This is a genomic window from Nitrososphaera viennensis EN76, from assembly GCF_000698785.1.
Taxonomy (GTDB): Archaea; Thermoproteota; Nitrososphaeria; order Nitrososphaerales; family Nitrososphaeraceae; genus Nitrososphaera; species Nitrososphaera viennensis.
On the sequence record NZ_CP007536.1, the window covers coordinates 1800711 to 1821743 of the forward strand.

The 21033-nt window shown below is 46.3% G+C and carries 25 protein-coding genes and 1 pseudogene; 17 read left to right on the forward strand and 9 right to left on the reverse strand.

Annotated features, from left to right (window positions below):
* Nucleotides 1–35: 35 nt before the first annotated feature.
* The gene (locus NVIE_RS10270) at nucleotides 36–671 is read right to left on the reverse strand and encodes a hypothetical protein (RefSeq protein WP_075055162.1); all 636 of its coding nucleotides are present in this window, start codon (nucleotides 669–671) and stop codon (nucleotides 36–38) included.
* Between the two features lie 270 nt (nucleotides 672–941).
* Here NVIE_RS10270 and NVIE_RS10275 point away from each other — a divergent pair, with 270 nt between their 5' ends.
* Nucleotides 942–2276: a hypothetical protein gene (locus NVIE_RS10275; RefSeq protein ID WP_144239648.1), complete on the forward strand. Its 1335-nt coding sequence runs from the start codon at nucleotides 942–944 to the stop codon at nucleotides 2274–2276.
* Here the strand turns inward: NVIE_RS10275 and NVIE_RS10280 are convergent.
* Nucleotides 2273–2470, reverse strand: coding sequence for an AbrB family transcriptional regulator (locus NVIE_RS10280; RefSeq protein ID WP_075056151.1), 198 nt, complete (start codon nucleotides 2468–2470; stop codon nucleotides 2273–2275). The genes NVIE_RS10275 and NVIE_RS10280 overlap by 4 nt on opposite strands.
* Before the next feature lie 145 nt (nucleotides 2471–2615).
* On the opposite strand from NVIE_RS10280, the pseudogene NVIE_RS16320 reads away from it, so the two are divergent.
* From NVIE_RS16320 to NVIE_RS10290, 3 genes and pseudogenes are all read left to right on the forward strand, one after another.
* A pseudogene (locus NVIE_RS16320) lies at nucleotides 2616–2765 on the forward strand (SWIM zinc finger family protein); the annotation flags it as partial.
* Nucleotides 2766–2993: 228 nt separating this feature from the next.
* Nucleotides 2994–3692 (forward strand): transposase, encoded by a 699-nt coding sequence (locus tag NVIE_RS16325; protein ID WP_374213698.1) that lies wholly within the window; start codon nucleotides 2994–2996, stop codon nucleotides 3690–3692.
* 7 nt (nucleotides 3693–3699) lie between these two features.
* Entirely contained in the window at nucleotides 3700–4179 is a 480-nt protein-coding gene (locus NVIE_RS10290) for a hypothetical protein (protein WP_075055164.1), read from the forward strand.
* A gap of 184 nt (nucleotides 4180–4363) precedes the next feature.
* Here the strand turns inward: NVIE_RS10290 and NVIE_RS10295 are convergent, their stop codons facing one another.
* On the reverse strand, nucleotides 4364–5677 hold the full coding sequence (locus NVIE_RS10295; RefSeq protein ID WP_158435197.1) for a Cdc6/Cdc18 family protein: 1314 nt from the start codon (nucleotides 5675–5677) through the stop codon (nucleotides 4364–4366).
* A gap of 380 nt (nucleotides 5678–6057) precedes the next feature.
* On the opposite strand from NVIE_RS10295, the gene NVIE_RS10300 reads away from it, so the two are divergent.
* On the forward strand, nucleotides 6058–6522 hold the full coding sequence (locus NVIE_RS10300; protein WP_144239650.1) for a hypothetical protein: 465 nt from the start codon (nucleotides 6058–6060) through the stop codon (nucleotides 6520–6522).
* A gap of 355 nt (nucleotides 6523–6877) precedes the next feature.
* Here NVIE_RS10300 and NVIE_RS10305 read toward each other — a convergent pair whose 3' ends face one another.
* Complete coding sequence (locus NVIE_RS10305) at nucleotides 6878–7261, reverse strand: type II toxin-antitoxin system VapC family toxin (RefSeq protein ID WP_075055167.1); 384 nt, start codon at nucleotides 7259–7261, stop codon at nucleotides 6878–6880.
* Between the two features lie 7 nt (nucleotides 7262–7268).
* Nucleotides 7269–7505, reverse strand: coding sequence for an antitoxin VapB family protein (locus NVIE_RS10310; RefSeq protein WP_075056153.1), 237 nt, complete (start codon nucleotides 7503–7505; stop codon nucleotides 7269–7271).
* A 783-nt stretch (nucleotides 7506–8288) separates the two neighbouring features.
* Here NVIE_RS10310 and NVIE_RS10315 point away from each other — a divergent pair.
* The 6 genes from NVIE_RS10315 to NVIE_RS10340 all read left to right on the forward strand — a co-directional run bounded on the left by NVIE_RS10315 (nucleotide 8289) and on the right by NVIE_RS10340 (nucleotide 13030).
* Nucleotides 8289–8975, forward strand: coding sequence for a hypothetical protein (locus tag NVIE_RS10315; RefSeq protein ID WP_144239651.1), 687 nt, complete (start codon nucleotides 8289–8291; stop codon nucleotides 8973–8975).
* Between the two features lie 76 nt (nucleotides 8976–9051).
* Complete coding sequence (locus NVIE_RS10320; RefSeq protein WP_075055169.1) at nucleotides 9052–9582, forward strand: hypothetical protein; 531 nt, start codon at nucleotides 9052–9054, stop codon at nucleotides 9580–9582.
* A 697-nt stretch (nucleotides 9583–10279) separates the two neighbouring features.
* Nucleotides 10280–11533, forward strand: a complete 1254-nt coding sequence (locus NVIE_RS10325; RefSeq protein WP_075055170.1) for a hypothetical protein — start codon at nucleotides 10280–10282, stop codon at nucleotides 11531–11533.
* Nucleotides 11530–11895 carry a hypothetical protein gene (locus tag NVIE_RS10330; RefSeq protein ID WP_075055171.1) on the forward strand — a complete coding sequence of 122 codons (366 nt, stop codon included), beginning with the start codon at nucleotides 11530–11532 and terminating at the stop codon, nucleotides 11893–11895. The genes NVIE_RS10325 and NVIE_RS10330 overlap by 4 nt, the downstream gene beginning before the upstream one ends.
* A gap of 123 nt (nucleotides 11896–12018) precedes the next feature.
* Nucleotides 12019–12636: a nucleotidyltransferase domain-containing protein gene (locus NVIE_RS10335; protein ID WP_144239652.1), complete on the forward strand. Its 618-nt coding sequence runs from the start codon at nucleotides 12019–12021 to the stop codon at nucleotides 12634–12636.
* Complete coding sequence (locus NVIE_RS10340; protein WP_084790773.1) at nucleotides 12599–13030, forward strand: HEPN domain-containing protein; 432 nt, start codon at nucleotides 12599–12601, stop codon at nucleotides 13028–13030. The genes NVIE_RS10335 and NVIE_RS10340 overlap by 38 nt, the downstream gene beginning before the upstream one ends.
* A gap of 477 nt (nucleotides 13031–13507) precedes the next feature.
* Here the strand turns inward: NVIE_RS10340 and NVIE_RS10345 are convergent, their stop codons facing one another.
* Both NVIE_RS10345 and NVIE_RS14900 read right to left on the reverse strand, forming a co-directional pair.
* Nucleotides 13508–14200 carry a ligand-gated ion channel gene (locus NVIE_RS10345; protein ID WP_144239653.1) on the reverse strand — a complete coding sequence of 231 codons (693 nt, stop codon included), beginning with the start codon at nucleotides 14198–14200 and terminating at the stop codon, nucleotides 13508–13510.
* Between the two features lie 308 nt (nucleotides 14201–14508).
* Nucleotides 14509–14820: a hypothetical protein gene (locus tag NVIE_RS14900; RefSeq protein WP_144239654.1), complete on the reverse strand. Its 312-nt coding sequence runs from the start codon at nucleotides 14818–14820 to the stop codon at nucleotides 14509–14511.
* A 19-nt stretch (nucleotides 14821–14839) separates the two neighbouring features.
* Between NVIE_RS14900 and NVIE_RS10350 the strand changes: the two genes are divergently transcribed.
* Nucleotides 14840–15079, forward strand: a complete 240-nt coding sequence (locus NVIE_RS10350; protein WP_075055175.1) for a hypothetical protein — start codon at nucleotides 14840–14842, stop codon at nucleotides 15077–15079.
* A gap of 28 nt (nucleotides 15080–15107) precedes the next feature.
* Here the strand turns inward: NVIE_RS10350 and NVIE_RS10355 are convergent, their stop codons facing one another.
* Nucleotides 15108–15647 (reverse strand): hypothetical protein, encoded by a 540-nt coding sequence (locus NVIE_RS10355; protein ID WP_227717348.1) that lies wholly within the window; start codon nucleotides 15645–15647, stop codon nucleotides 15108–15110.
* Between the two features lie 434 nt (nucleotides 15648–16081).
* Here NVIE_RS10355 and NVIE_RS14905 point away from each other — a divergent pair, with 434 nt between their 5' ends.
* Both NVIE_RS14905 and NVIE_RS10365 read left to right on the forward strand, forming a co-directional pair.
* Nucleotides 16082–16501, forward strand: a complete 420-nt coding sequence (locus NVIE_RS14905; protein WP_075055176.1) for a transposase — start codon at nucleotides 16082–16084, stop codon at nucleotides 16499–16501.
* Nucleotides 16396–16986, forward strand: coding sequence for an IS1595 family transposase (locus NVIE_RS10365; RefSeq protein ID WP_075055177.1), 591 nt, complete (start codon nucleotides 16396–16398; stop codon nucleotides 16984–16986). Before NVIE_RS14905 ends, NVIE_RS10365 begins: the two co-directional genes overlap by 106 nt.
* 120 nt (nucleotides 16987–17106) lie before the next feature.
* Here NVIE_RS10365 and NVIE_RS10370 read toward each other — a convergent pair whose 3' ends face one another.
* On the reverse strand, nucleotides 17107–17418 hold the full coding sequence (locus NVIE_RS10370; RefSeq protein WP_158435198.1) for a hypothetical protein: 312 nt from the start codon (nucleotides 17416–17418) through the stop codon (nucleotides 17107–17109).
* A 569-nt stretch (nucleotides 17419–17987) separates the two neighbouring features.
* Here NVIE_RS10370 and thsB point away from each other — a divergent pair.
* From thsB to hsp20, 3 genes are all read left to right on the forward strand, one after another.
* Entirely contained in the window at nucleotides 17988–19634 is a 1647-nt protein-coding gene (gene thsB, locus NVIE_RS10375) for a thermosome subunit beta (RefSeq protein WP_075055179.1), read from the forward strand.
* Between the two features lie 72 nt (nucleotides 19635–19706).
* The gene (locus NVIE_RS10380; RefSeq protein ID WP_075056154.1) at nucleotides 19707–20375 is read left to right on the forward strand and encodes an ArsR/SmtB family transcription factor; all 669 of its coding nucleotides are present in this window, start codon (nucleotides 19707–19709) and stop codon (nucleotides 20373–20375) included.
* 101 nt (nucleotides 20376–20476) lie between these two features.
* Nucleotides 20477–21013, forward strand: a complete 537-nt coding sequence (gene hsp20, locus NVIE_RS10385) for an archaeal heat shock protein Hsp20 (protein WP_075055180.1) — start codon at nucleotides 20477–20479, stop codon at nucleotides 21011–21013.
* The last annotated feature ends 20 nt before the right edge of the window (nucleotides 21014–21033 follow it).

A 21033-nucleotide genomic window follows, 5' to 3' on the forward strand; every position in this document is an offset into this window, starting at 1 on the left:
TCTGCTTTCTGGTCATCACGAAGCATTTTTTTGCATCACGCTAATACGTTGGTCTTGGTTTCTCTGTACTTTGCTCCAAGCTTCAGGTGATACTCCTCGTCGAGCATTTCAAGCGCCGGCTCGAAAGCATAGATATTGTCCTTGCAAAACTTTACAGTATCGCCAAGAGGGTCTACCCGCAACGATCCGACCTTTTCAGCCCTTATCCTTTCTTCCTCGGGATAGAGTATGAAGAACAGCCCGAACAGTGTCTCTCTCGGGTTCTCCCCGGACAGCACCGACTTCCAGCCCCTTTCTGCAAACATCTTTCTCCATTCTGACAGGTCGTCCTTTGCTACTCTAACGTGCACAGGATAGAACCCGAAGAACCTGTCGATGTTGTAACCGCCGCGGGTCCAGGCGTAGACGGCATCCACGTTTGTAAGCGCATATGGCAGTTTGGCCTTGCGGAGAAAATCGTATGCCTTGCCTGCATCGTATTTGGAAAATACGTATTCGCTTGCGCTCCTGACCCTGTACCTTCCCGTGCTGACGCGCTCTATCATGCCCTTCTTGGCCATGTCGTGCAGCACTTTATTTGGATCGGGGCTGTAGAAGGTCCTGGCAAAGTCTCCACTGGAGAACTCTTTCCTCCAGTTGCCCAGCACGGTCCACAGCTCGCCATAAGACATATGGCTATTACTATGATGGTAAGTCTTTAAATAGATTGTGGATTACGGTGCTGTTACGTCTCCGATTGATCAGTCTGCCTGAATAGGCTGTTACAATTCGGTTGATGATTGCTGCAATTTTATAATGTGATACTCAGAGACCTGCTGCTTTCTGATCCCACCACTTCAAACAAAACAATTCTTCTTAGACCCAAGAAAGTTACGCCAAAAGATAGATTCAACCTATATAGAATAAAGTATAATAACACATCATCTGAGAATCTTACAGTTATGCTTTCAATAACTCTACCCATGGAAGAGGAATTATGCAACAAATTCATTAATTATGCGAGAACTAACAAACCTTTCAAGTACCAAAGTTTACGCGCCGAAGAGAAAAATCTGATAGTTGATCTTGATGAGACGCATGTAAGCACTATAAACGAGTTTTTTGCATCATTAATTCATTTTGGTCGTCAAGAAGGAGTCAGTGCCAAAGAAGTTGACGAAATGATAGGCAAAGGCGACTATCAAGACATAGCCTTGGCTGCTGGCGGAAATCACTTCATCAATCAGTTTATACCAATAATGCTAAGCAAGCAAGAAGATTACAAGTGGATGACAGAACGGGCTCTTTGCACTCAAATAATGCCTTTTATGAGAGTGCCCCTGTGTAGAGTGTTCCAGAGCTTTTCCTTCGGTGAGGATTTGCCGAGAGTTTATGGTTATGAACTAAAGAAAGCTCCAGAGACGGAATATATTAAAAAGACGCCCAAAATGTTCTCGACAGGTAAACCTGATGACGAGAACAAGATAGAGCAGCATTGTGCTAACATCAAAGGTCTAGGATATTTCGTGAGACAAGACCTTTTGCCTAAAGAGCTGGATGTGCAATTGGTTAGGCTGTCTGACAGAGCAAATCAACTTGCATCACAATTAGGAGTAAAACTGAATTCAGTGATCTTGACTATGCTTGATTATCCTTACGCTGCAAAACAATTGCAGTCCGTGTTAATTGTTAACCTGCGGCGTATCGAGCAATGGCAAACAATTTTGAATAATGATCGCCTTCTTGATGCAGTTCTAACCTATCATCTTTCACATGCCATGAAAAGTACACCGGTTATGATACATCAAGAATGGTTAGTCAACTTTGTATCGCTTGCAAGTGCCTACGAACATAGACCGGCCTTCAATATGCAATTGCTGCAGACGGCACTTGATTACTATAAAGGACATTACATGTATGCCCTGTCTGATCTAGCCACCTTTAGACTTATGAATAGCGAAGATTTGAGAGTCTTTCTTGATTATTATGCAAAACAAGAGCTTCTTTCAAGAATGGAAAAAGAGCTCGAAATTGCAGGCAAACCCCGTTTTGACTCGCTGCTACTTGCAGCCGCCCTCGATGTTGCGGCTAGGAGAAAGGAGTTAGACATGCAGAGTGTAAAACAAGTTCGAGAGATGGCAGACGAAATTCCATTTTACAACGCGATAGTTAACCTCATGAATGAGGTCTGGGAAAAATCAAGTGGTCAGGATTCGGTTTATCCTGCGGCCACTTTTGAAAACCTAGTGCGCGAAATGTTTCGCTATGCAATGCCAGATAAGCCTGTACCTTTCTAACTCTCATTGTGTGCTAATGCGCTGACAACGACAACTAGATTATTGTCCTTGGCCTGAATTTCCCATCTCAGCTTTCCACCTTCTTTTAGCCTCAATTGCCTAGTAATAGACATTGGAATAGTGGTGCGCAAAGACTGGCTGCGCGTGTTTGCCTTTGTCAATACTGTAATGTCGCCTTGCGACTCTTCGCTCATCAGTAAATTATTCTCCAAAAGTGCATATAAAGTTACCTACATAGTTACCTATAGATTTATATATGTAGGTAACTAATTAGGTAACGTGCAAGAGGTCAACTACCGCGAGCAACGGGGCAAGGCGATAGCCGAGACGGAAAACGCCGTGAGAAAACTGGACGAGAATACTTTTGCTGTCAAGTCTCAATCTGGAAAAGGCGAGTACACTGTCATCAATTCGGAGCTTGGTTATCTCTGCTCTTGTCCCGATAGCCTCTACCGAGGTGTTGTCTGCAAACATGCCTTTGCTGTCGCTATTCGCCAGCAGCTACACGCCTCAATTTTAGCTTCGAAATTGGTAGTTGAGCCTCTATCTGTACAAAATTGCATTTTCTGCCAGTCTGCCAACCTAAAGAAGTACGGGATACGGAAGAACAAGAGTGGCAACATACAGCGTTTCCTGTGCGCAAACTGCACCAAGACTTTCAGTATCAACATTGGCTTTGAGAAGATGAAACATGACCCAAAGGCAGTAACTACGGCCATGCAATTGTACTTTAGCGGAGAGAGCCTTCGCAATACGCAACGCTCTCTCAGGCTGATAGGCATTGATGTGTCATACGTCACTGTCTATCGCTGGATAGGCAAGTACGTGACGCTAATGCAAGACTATGTAGAGAAGTTACAGCCGCCAGTGTCGGATACATGGAGGGCAGATGAGATTTACGTCAAGATAAAAGGCGACATGAAGTACGTTTTCGCTCTCATGGATGACGAGACACGCTATTGGATAGCCCAAGAGGTGGCAGATACCAAATACAAGCATGACGCTCGCTCAATTTTCAGAAAGGGCAAAGAGCTTACTGGCAAAAAGCCAATGAAGCTGATAACTGACGGCCTTCCTGCTTACCGGGACGCATATCTCAAGGAGTTTTGGACGCTGAAAAAGGAAACGAGGACAGAGCACGTAAACACGATAAAGCTGGCTGGTAACATGCAGAATAACAAGATGGAGCGTATGAACGGGGAGATAAGAGATAGAGAGAAGGTCATGCGCGGTTTGAAAAAGAGGGATTCGCCCATACTAAAGGGCATTCAGCTATACCACAACGCGATACGAGAGCATCAGGGGTTGAACGGCAAGACTCCACTAGAGGTATGTGGCATTAAAGTTGAAGGCGAGAACAAATGGATAACGCTAATACAGAACGCGACTGAAACAATAAATCGTAGGGCGAATTAGCCAAGTTATGACGCGAAAGTCGCTTGATGAATCAGACCGCATATATCGTCATGTCAAAAGTGAAATTGAAAGGATAATCGGCGCGCGTGTTAAGGAAAAAGGGACAAATGTTTGGGAATTGCCCAAGCCCTATGGCCACATTCTCAACGTTCACATAAGCACCGCCAAATCATACTTTTGGAACTTTTATCGAAATAAAATACAGGAAATTGAACGAGAAACAGAAAGTTGGTCTATTCTCCTTGTTGGAGGTAGGATACTCAAAACTTACGATGATGAAAAGGGCGACGGAGAGAAGGTGTACCTGAAATCCATCTACAACATATCTTCTGAGGAATACCAAAAGCGTGTTAATGGCTATTGGACTGAACGTGAGGATGGAGGATTCAAAATAAATGATGAAGGTCAAGATTTGAGAGGCATTTCCTCTTTTGCATCGGTTAAGGATGCACTAAACGACATAATCATTCACCATAAAAAATCATAATATCAACCGAATTGTAACAGCCTATTCAGGCAGACTGATCAATCGGAGACGTAACAGCACCTGGATTACTATAATGGTAGTATCACAACAGCAATAGTTCTGGTGGGAAGTCGGCTGATTTTGATGCCTGTTTTTCTATTGCAATAGACAATCAGTCATTTTTCCACCAGCACTCTCGTCATCATTATGCATCAAGTCCAACAAAGTCCTTCCAGCTTTCATCTTCTAATGTGTCTAGAAGCCTGCCAAGGCCTCCAAAATGGGACTTGCCGGCCGGCATGAAGATATTATTTTTCTCGTCTTCCTTTCTCTCGTGCTCTTTCTTTTTCTGCACAACATTTTTCCACCAGTCAGGAAAACATGCGCTTCCAACTATCTCCGGCGATATGTTGAGTTTGTACTGCGTCCCATATCCGTGTCTTCCCCGTGAGCTGGTCTGCGAAACAACGAGCCCGGTGTTGTCCAGTTCTGTCAGCAATTCTGAAACTCTCCTGTACGTCAGCGGCCTTGTATCTTTCCGAATAATCTTGCAGTACTGTGCATAGATGACAGATGTCGAGTGCCACGCCTCACCGGTCAGGTACGTTATCCGCGCAAGCGCTGCGCATGCAAGTTTTAGATGATAGGATGCGCTCGAAAGCGCCAGGTTTACCCTGTCTTTCTGCAGCTGATCTGTGGCCGCATCAACATGCACATTAGCCAATTTCTCCTCTTTAAAGCTAGCAATCTCTGCAGCTACCCTGAGGAGGTCGATGGCACGTCTTGCGTCGCCGTGCTCCTCAGAGCTCTTTTCTGCGCAGTACTCCAGGACAGCAGGATCGACTGGCGCCGAGAATGCCTTGGCAGCCCTTTCCCTCAGTATCTCAAGCACATCCTTCTTTGTGTATGCAGGAAAGAACACCTCTGTTGATCCCATCCTCGACCTTACCCTGTCGTCCACTTCGTAGTCTGCCATCACGTTGTTAGAGATGACTATTATGCAGGAAAGGACTCCTTTCTCGCGCAGCTTTTCCTCCATCACCAAAAGCTTGTAGATAAAGTCAGATGGCTTGCCACGCTTGTCGTAAAAGAGCACGTCAAATTCATCCAGGACCAAGACAAAGAGTCTCTTGCCCTTTGACAAGGATTCAATGGCGCCCTGAATCTTTTCCACCGCGACATTGATTCCCTGCGCACTCTTTAGGCTCGGTTCCCCCATTTCGCCCAGGATCAAATTCGCGCAGCCAAAAACTGTCTTGGCCCTGCGCAGGTTGACAAAGCAGCACAACGCATCATCCAGGTTCTCGCAGACAAACCTGACGACTGTGGACTTGCCCGCGCCACTTCTTCCGTAGACTGAAATAAACGGAACTACATGACCCTTCTTGTAGCCTGCAATCAGCCGCACAAGCTCCATTGCCTTCTCTTTGCGGCCAACTATTGAGGAGGGAAACGTCAGAGTGTCGAGAAGGTCTTTTCTTGCAAAGAGCAGGTTTTCCTTCTCAACTTCCGATAACATCCTATCGATATCCGTCTTGCTCAGCTCCAACCTTTCCATTTCCACTGGAAACACATATATAAATTTGAGACATGGACGCGTTGCTACACAGATAATCCATCGCCCGATGAATATGGGTATAACAAGGGATCAAACAGCTAGGCAGGTGAAGAAAAAAAGCTGTTGCAGACAGGCGACACCATTACTATACCACAGCGCACAGTTCACAGGCTGGAGGGAGCAGGAACAGACGCCATAATTTTGAAATTTCAAAAGGAGAGTTTGACGAGGCTGACATTATAAGGATAGAAGACGACTACAAGAGAGCCTGACTTTAAGTTGCAGATAATCCCTTAAAACTAGTTGAACTTATATAAGAAAGTAAAGTAGTCCCATACAAATTGAAGATAGGCAAAGCGATTTCTATCGAACTGGACGATGGTCAGAGATTAAGTCTTTCTTTGAAAGAGGCAGGTGAGCTTTACCTGAAACTTGGAAATATGCTGACAGACGGCAGAGAAGCCGGAAAAAAGAAAAGCGGCAGAAAATCCAGAACCACCTTTGCCGGGTCTTCTCGTACAACAGTCACCATGAGCGACGCCAGGAGACAAGAGATACTGGAGCACCTCAACAAGCAGGTATCAGATACTCCTAGGACCCTTACGAACCTCCTGAAAGGCGTAAAATATTCTCCCAGTCAGCTACCTCTTATACGAAACATGGTTGAGAGTCAGCAGAGCATCAGAGCAAAGGCCAAAGGAAAGAGAACTCTGTACCTTAGAAAGAGAACCAAGGTGGCAGCAACAAAGGCAGCAAAGGCATTAAAGGGAACAGAAAGCGGGACGACATCGGTAGGCGCGGCCTAAAGCTGCTTGCGAATACTTCTTTTTCTTCTTCATTTCGTTTATCATAGCCAATAAACACATGCCTCAAAATCCCCCAACCTCTGGCAAGAATTCAAAGATCTCCTTCTTGAAATAGTAGATGCCGGCGTTTATCCATATATCATTCAACATTCCCTTTGAAGGAATCCAGTTACATGACTGCTGCGGTAGCCAGGATCCGGATAGGGATCGTTCTCGTTATCGTTGGTGGCGATGAACCCATAGGGACTTATTGGCACTGCAGACACGGTATGACAAGCGCGCGGCCATAAGCAATTGGAAAATGCATGCCTTTGAATGATGATGCTGCTGTTTTTCTTATCAAAAAAAATACGTGCTACCAGCCTTCCACCTTCAGTCCAGGTATGCGCTCAAAATGCTTTTTGTTCTTTGTGATAAGAACCTGCTTGTTGGCAAGGGCAATGCTGCCTATCAGCAGGTCCGATTCGCCGACAGGGTTTGACCTGTTGTGAAAGGCCCCGGCGGCCCTTGCAGAATCCCTGTCAAGCGCAAGTATGAAAAAGGCGTCAAGAAGTGCGTCAACCCGTGCAAGCTCTGCTCTGGTGTCCTTTGCATTGAAAGCACCCTTGTACAGCTCGAACGCGTTTATCACCGTGGTGTGCAGCGGCTCCTGCGCGGATTCGAGCTCTTGCAGCTTGTCCCTGGCCGCGGCATCTTTCCGGAGGTAAGCTACCATAAAGTCGGTGTCTAGGCAAACCATCTTTTGATCAGGGGAGTTCCACGTCTCGGGTCTTGAAGCTCCTGCGCGATTCCTTGCTTGCCTGTTCGACTCTGTCTGCCAGCTCTGGCGAATACATTTCGTCCATCATTTCAAGCAGCCGGCGCGCGCTGCCCTTGCTTCCAGTCAGCCGGAGAATAACGTCCGTAAACGATTCTCCCTCCTTCTTTGAGGCTTTGAGGGCGCGGTATGCCTCTTCTGTGATTGATAGCGTTCTTGTCGGCATGGCGTTCTGTACAATATAATACACATGTGTGTATTTAAACCTTAAAAACCTGCCAAAACCCCAAGAATCCAGCTGCCCGCCGCATAAGATTGAAACCGAGCTAAGTGGAGAACCGCCGTCTCCGGAACCGAGGAAATTAGCTATTCATGTCAGACAAAAGTCATACTCTGCATTTGCCGAACGCACACAGCCTGCTCGCAACCATTGATAATCTAGCCTGCATGACGCGCTCCCCCGCCCTTTTCTGCTCCCTGCCCATGTGCTTCTCATGATAAAGCGTGCTGCTCATCATCTGGATAAGGAAAACGCAACCGTGCTTGCTCTTACCGCGCTTGCCCCCAACCCCTGACGGGGCGCTCAGGAAGTAGAGAGAGTATGAGCATGAAAAAACATCAAGAAGCTTGGAGCAGTGATGGTTATGAGCAGAGGATGATGAGGAAGGGGCTTGCATGTATCTTTGATGAACTCTTTTTCTCAAGTTTCCCCACGAGCGCGCGCTGTTGTTACTGTGCCCATGGGCCTTTATACGATTTTGCCGTGGCATAGCAGATAGCACAAGGTGTGTTCACACATCAGCTACGGAACAATCGTTACAAGGGTTGTATTCTGTAGAATACCACCCATAAAGCACACCAAGGAGCATAGAGGTAAGGATGCCCGAGTTTGGAGCAGTGTTGGCAGAGTTTGACAAGGATTGGGAGCGCTGCGTATCTTAGCATACTATATAATTATATGTCAAGATTGACCAAACTATATATAGCTTGCATGCACATAATACAAAATGTGCAAGAGCTACTGAAAGGCGATGCATTCCTGTTTGCCCAGAGGCTGGACAATAGCAGCAGCGACAAGCCAGTCTATACTATGCAAGACGCAATTTCGGTGGCCGGCTCGGCCAAGACTGCTTACAGGCGTCTGAATGCTTTACAATCGCTTGGCCTTGCCAAGTACAGACGCGGAAGCTTTATCCTCAAAACAAACGTAGTGTCGCAGCCGGCAAACGTAATTGAAAAGCTTCTTCCATCCTTGGTTGCACTGAGCAAGGCCAGAAGGTTTGGACGAAACTATAATGATTCAGATATCAGGTTTGCAATGCAAAACATTTCTGACAAGGTTGTTACTTTAGACTACAAAGCGTACGAGCTTACGAAGTTCCAGACCCCGCTTGACCTGTACATCTACGTGCAGGATGTAGACCAAGTTGCCAGCTTTCTAAAAGAGAAGGGATTCAGGGAAGGTAAGAACGGCAGGGTTGTCATCCTGCCAAAAATGGGCGACTTTGAAAACGAGATTGAAAGAGTGTATCTCGACTGCATGGCAAACGGCGAAAGAAGCACCATGGATGCAATAGCTATCGAGCTGCTCTACGAAGGCAGATTGAAGACAAAAGGCCTGTTTCCAATCCAGCTAGTTAAAAAGGTGCAAGAAGACAGTGCTGGTGGAAAAATGACTGATTGTCTATTGCAATAGAAAAACAGGCATCAAAATCAGCCGACTTCCCACCAGAACTAAGAAGACCTACCATTATCCAACAGCAAGTGAAAGTATGCACCCGCTGATCCAAGAAGCAATAAGGATAACGGAAGACATTGGAGACGTGATCTTTGTGGGAGCAGTCGGGATATTCTTGCAGACAAAAGCAACCAAGGAGTCGCAAGACCTGGATTTTGCAGTGGCCAAAGAACTACGTGCGGAACTGCTGGATGAAAGAGGGTACTTTGTACGCAAGACCAAAGGGAAGGAAGCAAGGTACACCCCAAGAGGATACAAGATCGACATCTATACTCGAGACGTTAGCGGCATACCAATAGACAAGATAATAGATACTGCAAAGGACATCGAGGTCAGAAAAGGAGTAACACTAAAGGCAGCAAGCATCGAGGTGCTTGCAGTATCGAAGTTCAGGGCTGCCGCAAAGAGGAGGGGTACTGACGACGTAGACATTCGTACCATTGTTCAGAGAAAGTACAAGCACATAGACTGGAATGTTTTAAAGTCACTGACTGAAGGCGAGATAGAGTTTAAACGAATAAAGGACCAGATGGACGTGCTGCACCGGATGCAGCTAAGATTCTAGCCGACTTGCCTACCCCATCATCGACAGTAGTATCGTGTACAACGAACACAAGCTGGCTGCAGGGCGGCTTTGTTTAAAAAGTGACTTAGCCACGCTCAATCAGTATCATAAGTTCAAGATTCCCACGCTCAACTTCTGACTTTTTGCACAAAGCCCTGCAGGGCTACTTGCATTAAAGTAAGAGGCCTTTAACCACCTGCCGGAAGGATGGACTGGAATTGACGTCTTTATCACGCATCCAGACGCGCCAAGGAGCGTCGTGGTAAAGATGCCGGACTTTGAAGCTGTGCTTGCAGAGTTTGCCAAGTATGATAAGGATAAAAATAGAGAATGAGTCGCTCGAGTAGGAGAAATAGCAGTTTGTGTAGCTACGCCTTCTGGCGTAGCTACTTTTTTGACGCTGTTAGGTTGGCTGCGGATTTCGGGCTTTCCGTTCTGGTGTTAAGTTACGGATGGTTTTCTGGCATGGAGAACACTTGCACATCGCAATATCAGCCGCAAGTTAACTGCCCGCTGGAAAGAGCAAAATCCGCAGCCAACCTAACAGCGTCAAAAATAAAGAGGCAAAAGAAAAGGCGCTAGACCTGCTTTCAGAGCTAATAGACCAGGGTCTCAACCTCTTTTCCGTTGATTATACTATGCAGCTTGAAGCAAGACTGAGCAAAAAGAACATGAGCATAGGCATGGTGGGCGACTTTTGGAAAAAGTTGTGGCGACCAAGACAGATATCGCGACCATAGGAAGTCTCGACGCGAATCTGAAAGAATTAAAAATCTCGCTGGCGCAGGCACCAGCCACCATCCAGTACATTGAGCATGTGAGGGCAATGGACTTTCAAGCAAGCGAGCTGAAGGCGATTCACGAAGCTGTGGCCAAATTTGGGTCTGCCCAACAGATCCTTGAGGCCGTTAACAGCTATGGCTCAAAAATGGCCATCGATAAGGCGACTGCAGCATCGAAGGCGCAAAAGGAGAGAATGGATGCCAGCTTGGCAGATGCAGTGAATAACTTCAAGGGCATACAGGAGAAGGTGCAGGCAGCGTCTCAGTCTCTTCATGTCCTGCACAGGCTGGAAAAGGAAGGTCTTACCGAATCTAAAATGCTTCACATTGAAAAGGTGTGTGAAAAGCTTGGCGGGCTAGAACAGGCGGAACGAAAGGTGTCTGGATATGTCACCCTTGAGCAGCTGGAAAACGAGATCAATTTGCGCAAGGACGAGTTACGGCAAATTGAGGAGAATATGGCCCATAGGCAAAGAGTCAATGAATTCGCTGAAAAGCTATTAACAAAATTCAGGTACAACCTGTCAGCCATTGACGAGGTCTATGCCGCTGCCGAGGCAAGCGGAGAACCCATTGAAACGATAAGAAGGATTAATCGCCTCGGCGATCTGCAAAAAATCGAGGCAGAGATAGAAAAGAAGGACAGGGAGCTTGTCGCAAACGAGATTTATTTTGAGGCAGCGACTGAGGCGACGCAGATTCTTTCCGACGGCACAGAAGCTCTCAAGAAACAACAAAAAGAGCTCATCGAAAGTATCGTGGGTGAACTTTCGGAGGCCTTCAAGAATGCCACCAACAGCATAGCAGTCGAGCACCAAAAAGGCATAAACAGACTGAGCGAATTTCAGGAAAAGTACGCAGGCATTATGGCAAATGCCGAAGTCCTTGAAAATGAACTGAAAATGGCGAGGGTATTGATGACGACCAGAAACTTTCCTGCAGAAGTTCTCCAATGGCCACTAGAGTTCGCAGTACTTTTTCTCGAAGTGGCGGCCAGATTCTGCAGAGCCAAATCGGCCAATCCAAAGATTGAACTCAAAAAGCAATTCGAAGAAAAATACGGTTTGACATATATTGCATCGGCAAATATTGCATTTCTGGATCTGGTTGAATGGGCCATTGAAGCACTAGAGTTGTACATCGGGCGAAGCAAGAGGGTGCTGCCATGAATTTTGATACCATTGACCGCCATATCCAAGAGCTGACTGCCATAAAGAACTATGACATGGTAGTTGCTGCTGGAGAGAAAGTTCTCGAAGAAAACGATAAACTGAAGAAAAAGATCGAAGAACTCGAGAAGAAAACATACGCAGACATGCTCAACGAAATAGATCAGATAATCAGAGAGATGCTAAAGGAAGAGCCCAGCCTCTCAAAAGAAGTAATAGAATCGGGCATCCTAGAAAGGATAGAGGAATTAGTTGCGATTCATCACTTTAGGCGATCTAATATTCCCCTTATCGTAGAAGGTGTGATAGATATGGTTTCTGAAAGGTTGGCTCCCGTAGAAAAAAACGAAGATGCAAAATAATGCACTGTCAAGTTTTCGTCAGATCCAATTTTATCTCAAAACTAATCCATCCTACAAATTCTTGACAATACTCAAATGTTAGCTATTTATTAACAAGTGTTAACAAATTAACAACATAACAAGTTGGCAAGTAGCATGTTAGAACAACTCTTTACTTCAAAAGCTAGAGTGAAGGTCCTAGAAACGTTCCTAGTAACTTCGAGCGATGCAGAAATGCACATCAGAGAGCTGGCCAGAGAATTAAACACTTCTCCACCGCACATCATGAAGGTTCTTGAAAGCCTGACAAACCTAGGCATACTGACAAAAGTAAGAAGAGGAAATATGGTATTTTACAAACTCAATAAATCTTCAACCATAGCTGAAGATATCAAGAGAATTCTACTAAAGACCGAAAGCCTAGGTTACGAATTTCAGAAGCTTCTGAAAGCATCAGACAAACAAAGTATCAGATACGCACTGATATATGGGTCATTTGCAAAAGGAACTGAAGTCACCAGTAGTGACATAGATCTATTGGTGATAGGTGATATAGACGAGGATGAAGTCGTGAAAACCGTATTGAAGGCCCAGAAGAGGATAGGACGCGAGATAAACTATATTGTCTGGAACGAAAAAGAATTCGCAGAAAAGATTCGTTCAGAAGCCGTGCTTTTACGCGAAATTGCAAAGACCCCAGTTATAATGCTAATTGGTGACGAACATGAGTTTAAGCGATCTATCAAAGAAGCGCATAATTGAACAATTCAGGTCTGAACCTCAACAGGTAAGGGACCAGATGGATCTAGCGAGAGCGAAGCTCAAATCTGCAAAGAATATTCTCGGTATAAATGAATGGGAGGAGGCCCACAATGCAGCTTATCACGCCATGCAGGCAGCAGGAAGGGCACTAATGTATGATAAAGGGTACAGACCGATGAGTGCCGATCACCATGTTGCAGTCATACTCTTCGTTCAAGCAGTTCATGGCAACAAGTTCGGACCTGAAGTCCTCAAAGCGTTCGACAATGCAAGGAAGAAGAGGAGCGAGTCGCTTTATGACGCAGCAGACACCATTTCTCCTACACAGGCCAAGAACCTTGTCACCAAGGCTGAATTTTTCGTGTCAAAAGCGGCCGCAATATTGAAACTCTAGACTTCGCCTTTCCTCCTTTTCAGGTATGCTTCTCTCAATTTCCTAAACCAGAGTGGCATCATCGCCAGAATTTCAGGTTCCATGTCTTCCTGCAAGATACTCTTTTTCATCAATATCAGGATGGAAATCTATAGAGAATTAAGTGGTGGTCATGCGTTGCCGTTTCTCTCTATCGGAAATCCACCCCCGTCAATAATGCCAGCAGCACCGGCACCGCGAGCGCGTGCCGGATTGCCGGCCGCATCATTGCTCGGCTCCTACGATGATAGAAGTACAATGTAGGTCATGTTGTCAAAATACATCTTCTTCACCTTGTGAAGGTCGTCAGTGAACGCGAGATATAATCCATCATTGCTGTAGTGCTGGTGGAAAAATGACTGATTGTCTATTGCAATAGAAAAACAGGCATCAAAATCAGCCGACTTCCCACCAGAACTTTGGTCAGAGTTTAGGCAACTCTGCGTCTACTCTTTGGATCTACACGACTCTTAGATCGAAAGGCACAAGAACTGTAAGTATGACGCCAATGATCACCGGCATCAACTTTCGCATCCTTGCATTCACTTTCGCCGCCTGCTCTTCCTTCTTATGATCCACCAGACGCATCTGCAGGACCATGGAAACGAGATTGTTTAGAAAGAGTGCATAAGCAACTATCATCACCTTGTCCATAAGAGTGAGGTAGCCTATCGGAGGGAGTTGGCTTGCTGCCGCCAGATGTGCTGCCACTGCAGCGAGCAATGTCGAGGCGGCAAGCCCGATTCGAGGAGGAAAGTTCGTGGGACTCATCCAGAATGCAAGCATCGCTATGGTCGTGATGATTACGACGGGAAATATCGTCTTTAGAAATGCTGACAGCGCAGCTCTCTGGATGTCAAATGAGAAGATGTATCTCGAATAGCTTTGGTCCGGATACTGATGGACAATCACACTCTGTTCAGTCTCTCCAAGGTTCCATCCTGGCACGTTTATCAGGCTGTCGTATCCGCTCGCTGCAGTGTCGGGAACAAACACCAGCTTGTCGACGGTTTCAAACCCTTCGACTTCGACAGTCACCTGCTGTGTGTCAAACGGATAGTTTCTAAAATCCATGTTCTTTAGGAAGGTCCCTTTTACTCTCACTTCGTAATAGTTTGGCTCTACCCGGCTTGGCTCGATTTTGGCATTCATGGAATTCATGAAATCGAACGTAGGCTTTTGCTTTGTAAAATCTAAAGTAGAGTTCGAAGTGGTGAGCCAGAAATAGAAGTCTAGATCATACGAACCGGTCTGGAGGTCAATTTTTCCAACATTTAGAAGATAAACGCCTACCGTAAATTCTTGCGGCTCTACAATGTTCGAGCTACCATCCCCATCCATGCTTGATTGCGCGTACGAACTAGGATAGGCAAAAGCGCCGCCTAGCGTTATCAGAGAGGAGAGCAAGAGCATCAGCCCTATCCGCCGCATAGATATCTCTCCGTGAAGATATTATAGTATTATTTTAAGGTATTTTCTATATGGTAAGTTCGCCTCACTGATGGCGAGAGGGCGGATAATAGTTCTGCTGCAAACTCGGCGGTTCCCTTGACCTGCTGTATCTCGGTTGCTGGTGCTGCAAGTCGGTTGCTCCAAAGACAGAGCGGCAACAAAACAACCTTTAAATTCGGTACATCTGTGCTTTTCAGATAGTGGCTACCTTCGCGTACACTACGTAACTGTTGTGTATTTTGGCGAATGTAGCGTTTGCTCTGGTTAATTTCAACATTGAAAATCGCTTGTGCTTCCGTTGCATTTGCCTTGCGAACCACGCCACAAGGAGATAAAAAAATGGCAAAGATCAAAATCGTGAAAGAAAAGAAAGCGACAGACTATACCTTCACAGGTGATACCCTTGATCTTGAAAACATAGCCAAAGACGCGGAATCAATCGATGTCACGAACAAGAAAGACAAAGCAAATGAACCAGAGTATAAGCTGAGAGCAGATGCAAAGCTAGACAAGATAAAGCACAAGTCCAAGATAACCGGTGGCCACAGCATGCAAGGTCACTCCCCTGTCTACGAATAGAACCTGCAGCATCAATATCCATCAAGGGTTATTGAAGGGTTAAGAAGAGCATCAAGGCAGTATTGAACCATGCCAGAAAGTTCCGCCAGTATTCTATCACAATCTCTTTTCGCTTCGTAGCTTCAATGGGTACACCAAAGCTAACAATGGTCTCCGGCATCAATTTCAGCTGGTCGGATATTCCGTGAACCACATTAACCAGATAGCTAATCCTGCGAGCCGGAATCCCGCCTGACTTCAAGTACGTTATCCATTTCTGTATGGAGGGTAGCTGGTTGAACGGTTCGCTTTCTAGCTGCCTGTATTCTTGCGCTAGCTGTTTTTGTAATGAGATTACAATGTTCCTATTAGAATCGCGCTTTATTCCCCATTTGCCCTCTCTATCCATCTCTGCCAGATAACGCGAGACAGTGCTGTGGTCCTTGCCTATGTCAACGCCTAATTCTCTAGTAGTATAGTTGCCGTTCTGTATGCTGATTGCTATGGCTTCCTTGATCTTTTCCCTGTCCTTGACCTTTAGACCCTTGACCCATAAGCAGCTCTTTCTCCGTACAAGCGCCTGAGCCACTAACCATCTACCTCTTCTTTAGTAGCAGCAATACCTAGAGCTGATGGAAGCAGTGACGTGGTAGGGGGATAGATATACCGAATAATAGATAATAAAGTCGGAAAATTTGTTAGTGACACTTGATAAAAGCTAAAGCAATAGTTTAGTGCCTGTACATTTTCAGGGCTTTCCCGACATTTTGCGCCTGTGCAACGGATTATGCAACGCTCTTGTTGCATTGGACGCTCAAAGGAAGCGACTTTCTCACATAATTAATTCTCAAGATTCGGGCAACGACAAGTTTCAATCCTTGTTATGGTGAATTCGTCTTTCAGACAGCGCCGCGGACATCCCATTTCGTGCTCAAAATTGCAATCACCGGACACACAAAATCTGTTCGCTCATTTCCGAATCTTTCAGCCAAGCTTAAAGCTCGCTTCTCGTAACATGCTCCGATGTTCACCCTGACCACATCCCTCCCTGACGAAAAGTGGTGCGTCGATGTACTGAGAAAGGTCCGGTGGAGCGACCACGTAACATGCCCCTACTGCAGTTCAGGTAATGTGAAGAAGGACGGCAGGTACAGGTCGTACCAAAAGTACCACTGTAAATGCTGCAAGAAATGGTTCAACGACAAGACGGGCATCATATTCTACTATTCACACTCGCCATCGAAAACATGGTTCCTGGTCCTGTACCTATTCTTCGTATTGTGGCCAGGCTGCTCCATAAGGGAAGTATCGCTTGAAACGAATACACCGTACAATAGATGCTACAGGTTCGTCAGGACAGTCATGGAGAAACTATCGTCATTTCCTTCACCCAACTCGACGGTACTGCAGAAAGCGACGAGTTCTACATCAAGGCCGGACTGAAGGGCAGACCATACCATAAGGAAATCATCCGGCTGGGTAATAAGCCTAGAAGGCGCGGACTAAAGCCATGGAGGGGAAGGGGCACATTTGAGAAGGAACAACCAATGATAACCTGCATCCATGAGAGAGGCAGTGGAATGACCCTGTTTGACGTGCCTATACAGCAGCCATTACTTGACGTCGTATGCAGTAGCGTCAGCTATGGCTCTACTGTGTACACAGACGAGTACAGGGCGTACGGCCAGCTGCAAGAACACGGGTTTGTACACGAACGCGTGGGCCACTCCGGGAAGGAATACGCAAGGGGCGATGTTCACGTGAACAACTGCGAGTGCAGGAGCAACCTGTGCCAGCTGTGGCTGAAAAAGTTCATGGGCGTCAACAGGTACAATCTGCAGGCGTACGTGAAATCATTCCAGTTTGTCCATAATCTGAGAGACAAGACTAGGGAAGAAAGGTTCAGACGAATTCTCTGTTACAATTAGCTGAAACATTTGTGAATAAGAGCGAAATCTATTTTTAAATCCATTTCTATCGATAACGAGAAATTTGAAGCTGGTAATATAAGAAGAACAAAGAAAAATGTAGGGCAATAGCTGCTACTATTAAGCGAGCAGCGCACCGCCCCTAATCTTCGGTGCCAAGAGTCTAGCCGCATATATTGCCGTTACAGCTGCCGCACCAGCAATCCCAATCCACGGAAGCAACGTCATAAGATCGACACCGTACAACACAGGAACGCCATTTCCAAATGCTCCTGGTTGAGTGGCGGCGTGTACCTTTTGCTGAGCCAGCCTCAACATTTCCATGTACTCTGGAGGCAAGCTCGTGTTGGTGCTAGCTGCAAATGCCATACGGGCAGTGGATACGATGGTCGCTATTGTTGCCGTAGCAGCAGCGGCTATCTTGGCCAGCATGTTTCTTACTGGTCCGCCGATCATATGACATCACTTAAATTTACTAATCGGCAGCGAAAATAAATTTTTTACTTCATCACAAAGTCTAGCTGTCAAAAGAAACACTGATTACTAATAATTTCTGAAATTAAAAATTAAATATTAGTTACTCACGTACGTTGACTATCAACGAGGTACTGCAAAATGGAATCGCTTTGCAGAGCTTGTGGATCCGAACTTGAGGTTGTAATGTTGTGCGAAGGCTGCAGCGAGCCTGTGCATTGGAGATGCGATAACTGTCTCCGCGAGAAAGATTCCTCTCATCTGCACAGGGCAATAGTGCAATTTGAGCTTGCACGATAAAGGCTGCAGCATCTCTGCTTTTTTATCATACAAGAATAGAGTTCTTCTTGTTTTTGATTTCTATTGTTTAACTGACATTTGGTTGCGCAGAATGAATGGAAAAGGTCTCGCAGCCAATCATCAGCTGATAATCTGGCATCAGGAAAAAGCATCTATGGAGAATGCAAAAATAAGGATTAAATATCCCGTTACACACTACGTGTTACTAACATAGGTGAACAAAATCTATGTCAGCACAACAAGTTCCTATAGTCGTTTTGAAAGAAGGTACGTCAGAAACAAAAGGCAACCAGGCGCAAAGAAACAACATCACTGCCGCAAAGGCAATCGCTGAAATTGTCCGCACATCGCTGGGACCTCGTGGAATGGACAAGATGCTCGTCGACAGCCTCGGCGACGTCACCATAACAAACGACGGTGCCACCATCTTGAAGGAGATAGACGTGCAGCATCCGGCTGCAAAGATGATGGTCGAGATTAGCAAGGCGACGGACAACGAGGTCGGCGACGGAACGACATCTACGGTTGTCCTCGCCGGATCCCTCTTGGAAAAGGCGGAGGAACTGATCACAAAGAATGTCCATCCTACCGTGGTTGTCGAAGGCTTCAAGAAAGCATCATACAAGGCAATTGAGACGCTGCGCGAAATTGCCACCAAGGTGGATCCTGCAGATAAGGCATTTTTGAACAAGATCGCTCACACATCGATGGCTTCAAAGATAGTATCAGCAGATTCCAAAGAACTCTCTGAAATGGTAGTTGATGCAGTCCTTGCCGTTGCTGAGCGATCTGGCGACGACCAATACAAGGTAGACACTGACAACATAAAAGTGGAAAAGAAGGCCGGCGGAAGCATCCAGGACACCAAGCTCATCCATGGCGTCGTGCTCGACAAGGAAGTCGTGCACGGCGGGATGCCAAAGCGCATCGAAAATGCAAAGATAGCCGTTATCAACTCGGCTCTTGAAATTGAAAAGACCGAGTTTGACGCCAAGATAAACATCAATTCGCCGGACCAGATGCAGCAGTTCATAGAGGAAGAAAACAGAATGCTCAAGGCGATGGTGGACAAGGTATCTGCTGCAGGAGCCAACGTCCTCCTTTGCCAGAAGGGAATCGACGATATCGCCCAGCACTATCTTGCAAAGGCCGGCATCATGGCAATTCGCAGAATAAAGGAAAGCGACATGTACAAGCTCTCCAAGGCAACGGGCGCTAGGATTATCAACAACCTTAACGAGCTTGCGGCAAGTGACCTGGGCTTTGCAAAGGTGGTCGAAGAGCGCAAGGTCGAGACCGACAAGTGGGTATTTGTCGAAGGCTGCAAGAACCCCAAATCGGTATCGATCCTAGTCCGGGGCGGCTCACAGAGAGTAGTTGATGAAGCAGAAAGATCGGTCCATGACGCGATAATGGCTGTCAAAGATGTAGTTGAATACCCATACGTACTGGTTGGAGGCGGAGCCCCGGAAGCACTGGTCTCGCTGAAACTGCGAGAATGGGCCGCAACGCTGTCTGGAAGGGCGCAGTTGGCTGCCGAAAAGTTTGCAGACGGCATCGAAACTATACCGATCGTTCTGGCAGAAAATGCCGGCATGGACCCACTCGATACGCAGGTACAACTTCGGTCAAAGAGCAGCACGGGAAAAGCGCGCTATGGAATCGATGTCATAAACGGCAAAGTGGCGGACCTAGCTGCAAAGGAGATCTATGAGCCATTGGCAGTCAAGGAGCAGATCATAAATGCCGCCACAGAGGCAGCGTGCATGATCTTGCGCATAGACGACGTGATAGCTTCGTCAAAGACAAAAAATGACATGCCAAAGCCTGGTGGCGGGCCTGGTGGCGGCGGAATGGGCGACATGGACATGTAGGATGCTGCTCCATGTCCGACTCTTCCTTTTTATTTTGGCAAGGTGATTTGATAGTTGGCCGGGCAAGCGCAAATGGAATCTGACATAATACTAGACATTTTGGGAAATGATACTAGGCGGAAGATACTCGCTATGCTGTCTCAAGAGCCGATGTATTTCAACCAGCTGGCAAGGGAGATAGATGTTGGCCAACAGGCAGTGTTACGGCACCTACAGGCTCTCGAAGAAAGTGGCCTGATTGAAACATATGCTGAAAAAAGCAGCCTCGGAGCACCGGACAGAAAATACTACCGCCTCAATAATTCGTTCATTTTGACCGTCTCGCTATCTGAAGATGACTTTACGGTAACAAAGCAAGAGATTGTAGAGTCACGGCATAAGGAGTCAAAGAAATACTACAAGGTGCTTGATCTAATGCCTGAAGATGCTGGAGAAGCACTAGCTTCGCTAAAGGCAAGTCTGTCTAACATAGAAACAGAAATGTCCAATTTGGAATCGCGCCTGAACGACCTGCGTGCGCTAAAGCAGCTCATCCTAAATAAACTCCACAAGATTGGAATGGAGGGCTTTGAAGAAGACGAGCGGAAGATCCTCTATATGATAGTGAAAGAATCGCCAAGCTCTATAGCCGAGCTGTCAGACATGATGGATGAAAAGGAGTCTGACCTGAAAACGATTCTAAGTGGAATGAGAAAAAAGATGAACAATGACAGTGCAAAGGTCTTGCTCGACCTACAATAGTTATGTGAATCTACACTCATCTTCCCCCGTCTGTTACTAACAGAATGTGAGTAACAAATAAATCTCTCCGGGTGTATCTATTGTGCAGGTGAACTTCACAAATGTGGAGAGATAGAGAATTCGGTTTCGGAAGGCAACTGTTTGAAGACATTGACAGGGAATTCGCCGAAGCGGAAGAGATGCTGAATAGGATGTTCAGGACAGTCAGAGGCATGAGACCTGAGGAAATAGCCACGAACTTTCCGTATTACTATGGGTATCAGGTCACTATAGGTCCTGATGGCAAGCCACACGTGAGAGAATTTGGCAACATCAGACCCAGCACAAAAGGCTTGGTGGCACCGAGCGAAACCCGAGAGCCACTGGTAGACACCATCTTGGATGAAAAAGAAAACACGATGACCATCACAGCAGAGATGCCCGGTGTGACAAAGCAGGACATCAAAGTCAGTGTATCTGAAGACCGTGTCACCCTACACGCAGAAAAAGGCGACAAAAAGTACCATACCGAGATACCTATCGATGTAGCGCTGGATGACAAGTCTGCAAAGGCTACATACGCAAATGGCATACTGGAACTGAAGATAAAGCTGAAAGAGGCTCCGAAGCCAAAGGCGACAGACGTGAAGGTGGAGTAAAAACGGGTCAAAAAGCTCCT

Excerpts from the sequence above, each read along its gene's own strand:
- NVIE_RS10270 (WP_075055162.1), bottom strand. The coding sequence starts at position 671 with ATGTCTTATGGCGAGCTGTGGACCGTGCTGGGCAACTGGAGGAAAGAG.
- NVIE_RS10275 (WP_144239648.1), top strand. The coding sequence starts at position 942 with ATGCTTTCAATAACTCTACCCATGGAAGAGGAATTATGCAACAAATTC.
- NVIE_RS10280 (WP_075056151.1), bottom strand. The coding sequence starts at position 2,470 with ATGAGCGAAGAGTCGCAAGGCGACATTACAGTATTGACAAAGGCAAAC.
- NVIE_RS16325 (WP_374213698.1), top strand. The coding sequence starts at position 2,994 with ATGCAATTGTACTTTAGCGGAGAGAGCCTTCGCAATACGCAACGCTCT.
- NVIE_RS10290 (WP_075055164.1), top strand. The coding sequence starts at position 3,700 with ATGACGCGAAAGTCGCTTGATGAATCAGACCGCATATATCGTCATGTC.
- NVIE_RS10295 (WP_158435197.1), bottom strand. The coding sequence starts at position 5,677 with ATGTTATCGGAAGTTGAGAAGGAAAACCTGCTCTTTGCAAGAAAAGAC.
- NVIE_RS10305 (WP_075055167.1), bottom strand. The coding sequence starts at position 7,261 with ATGGTTTGCCTAGACACCGACTTTATGGTAGCTTACCTCCGGAAAGAT.
- NVIE_RS10310 (WP_075056153.1), bottom strand. The coding sequence starts at position 7,505 with ATGCCGACAAGAACGCTATCAATCACAGAAGAGGCATACCGCGCCCTC.
- NVIE_RS10320 (WP_075055169.1), top strand. The coding sequence starts at position 9,052 with ATGCACCCGCTGATCCAAGAAGCAATAAGGATAACGGAAGACATTGGA.
- NVIE_RS10330 (WP_075055171.1), top strand. The coding sequence starts at position 11,530 with ATGAATTTTGATACCATTGACCGCCATATCCAAGAGCTGACTGCCATA.
- NVIE_RS10340 (WP_084790773.1), top strand. The coding sequence starts at position 12,599 with ATGAGTTTAAGCGATCTATCAAAGAAGCGCATAATTGAACAATTCAGG.
- NVIE_RS10345 (WP_144239653.1), bottom strand. The coding sequence starts at position 14,200 with ATGAATGCCAAAATCGAGCCAAGCCGGGTAGAGCCAAACTATTACGAA.
- NVIE_RS10350 (WP_075055175.1), top strand. The coding sequence starts at position 14,840 with ATGGCAAAGATCAAAATCGTGAAAGAAAAGAAAGCGACAGACTATACC.
- NVIE_RS14905 (WP_075055176.1), top strand. The coding sequence starts at position 16,082 with ATGTTCACCCTGACCACATCCCTCCCTGACGAAAAGTGGTGCGTCGAT.
- NVIE_RS10365 (WP_075055177.1), top strand. The coding sequence starts at position 16,396 with ATGCTACAGGTTCGTCAGGACAGTCATGGAGAAACTATCGTCATTTCC.
- NVIE_RS10370 (WP_158435198.1), bottom strand. The coding sequence starts at position 17,418 with ATGCTGGCCAAGATAGCCGCTGCTGCTACGGCAACAATAGCGACCATC.
- thsB (WP_075055179.1), top strand. The coding sequence starts at position 17,988 with ATGTCAGCACAACAAGTTCCTATAGTCGTTTTGAAAGAAGGTACGTCA.
- NVIE_RS10380 (WP_075056154.1), top strand. The coding sequence starts at position 19,707 with ATGGAATCTGACATAATACTAGACATTTTGGGAAATGATACTAGGCGG.
- hsp20 (WP_075055180.1), top strand. The coding sequence starts at position 20,477 with ATGTGGAGAGATAGAGAATTCGGTTTCGGAAGGCAACTGTTTGAAGAC.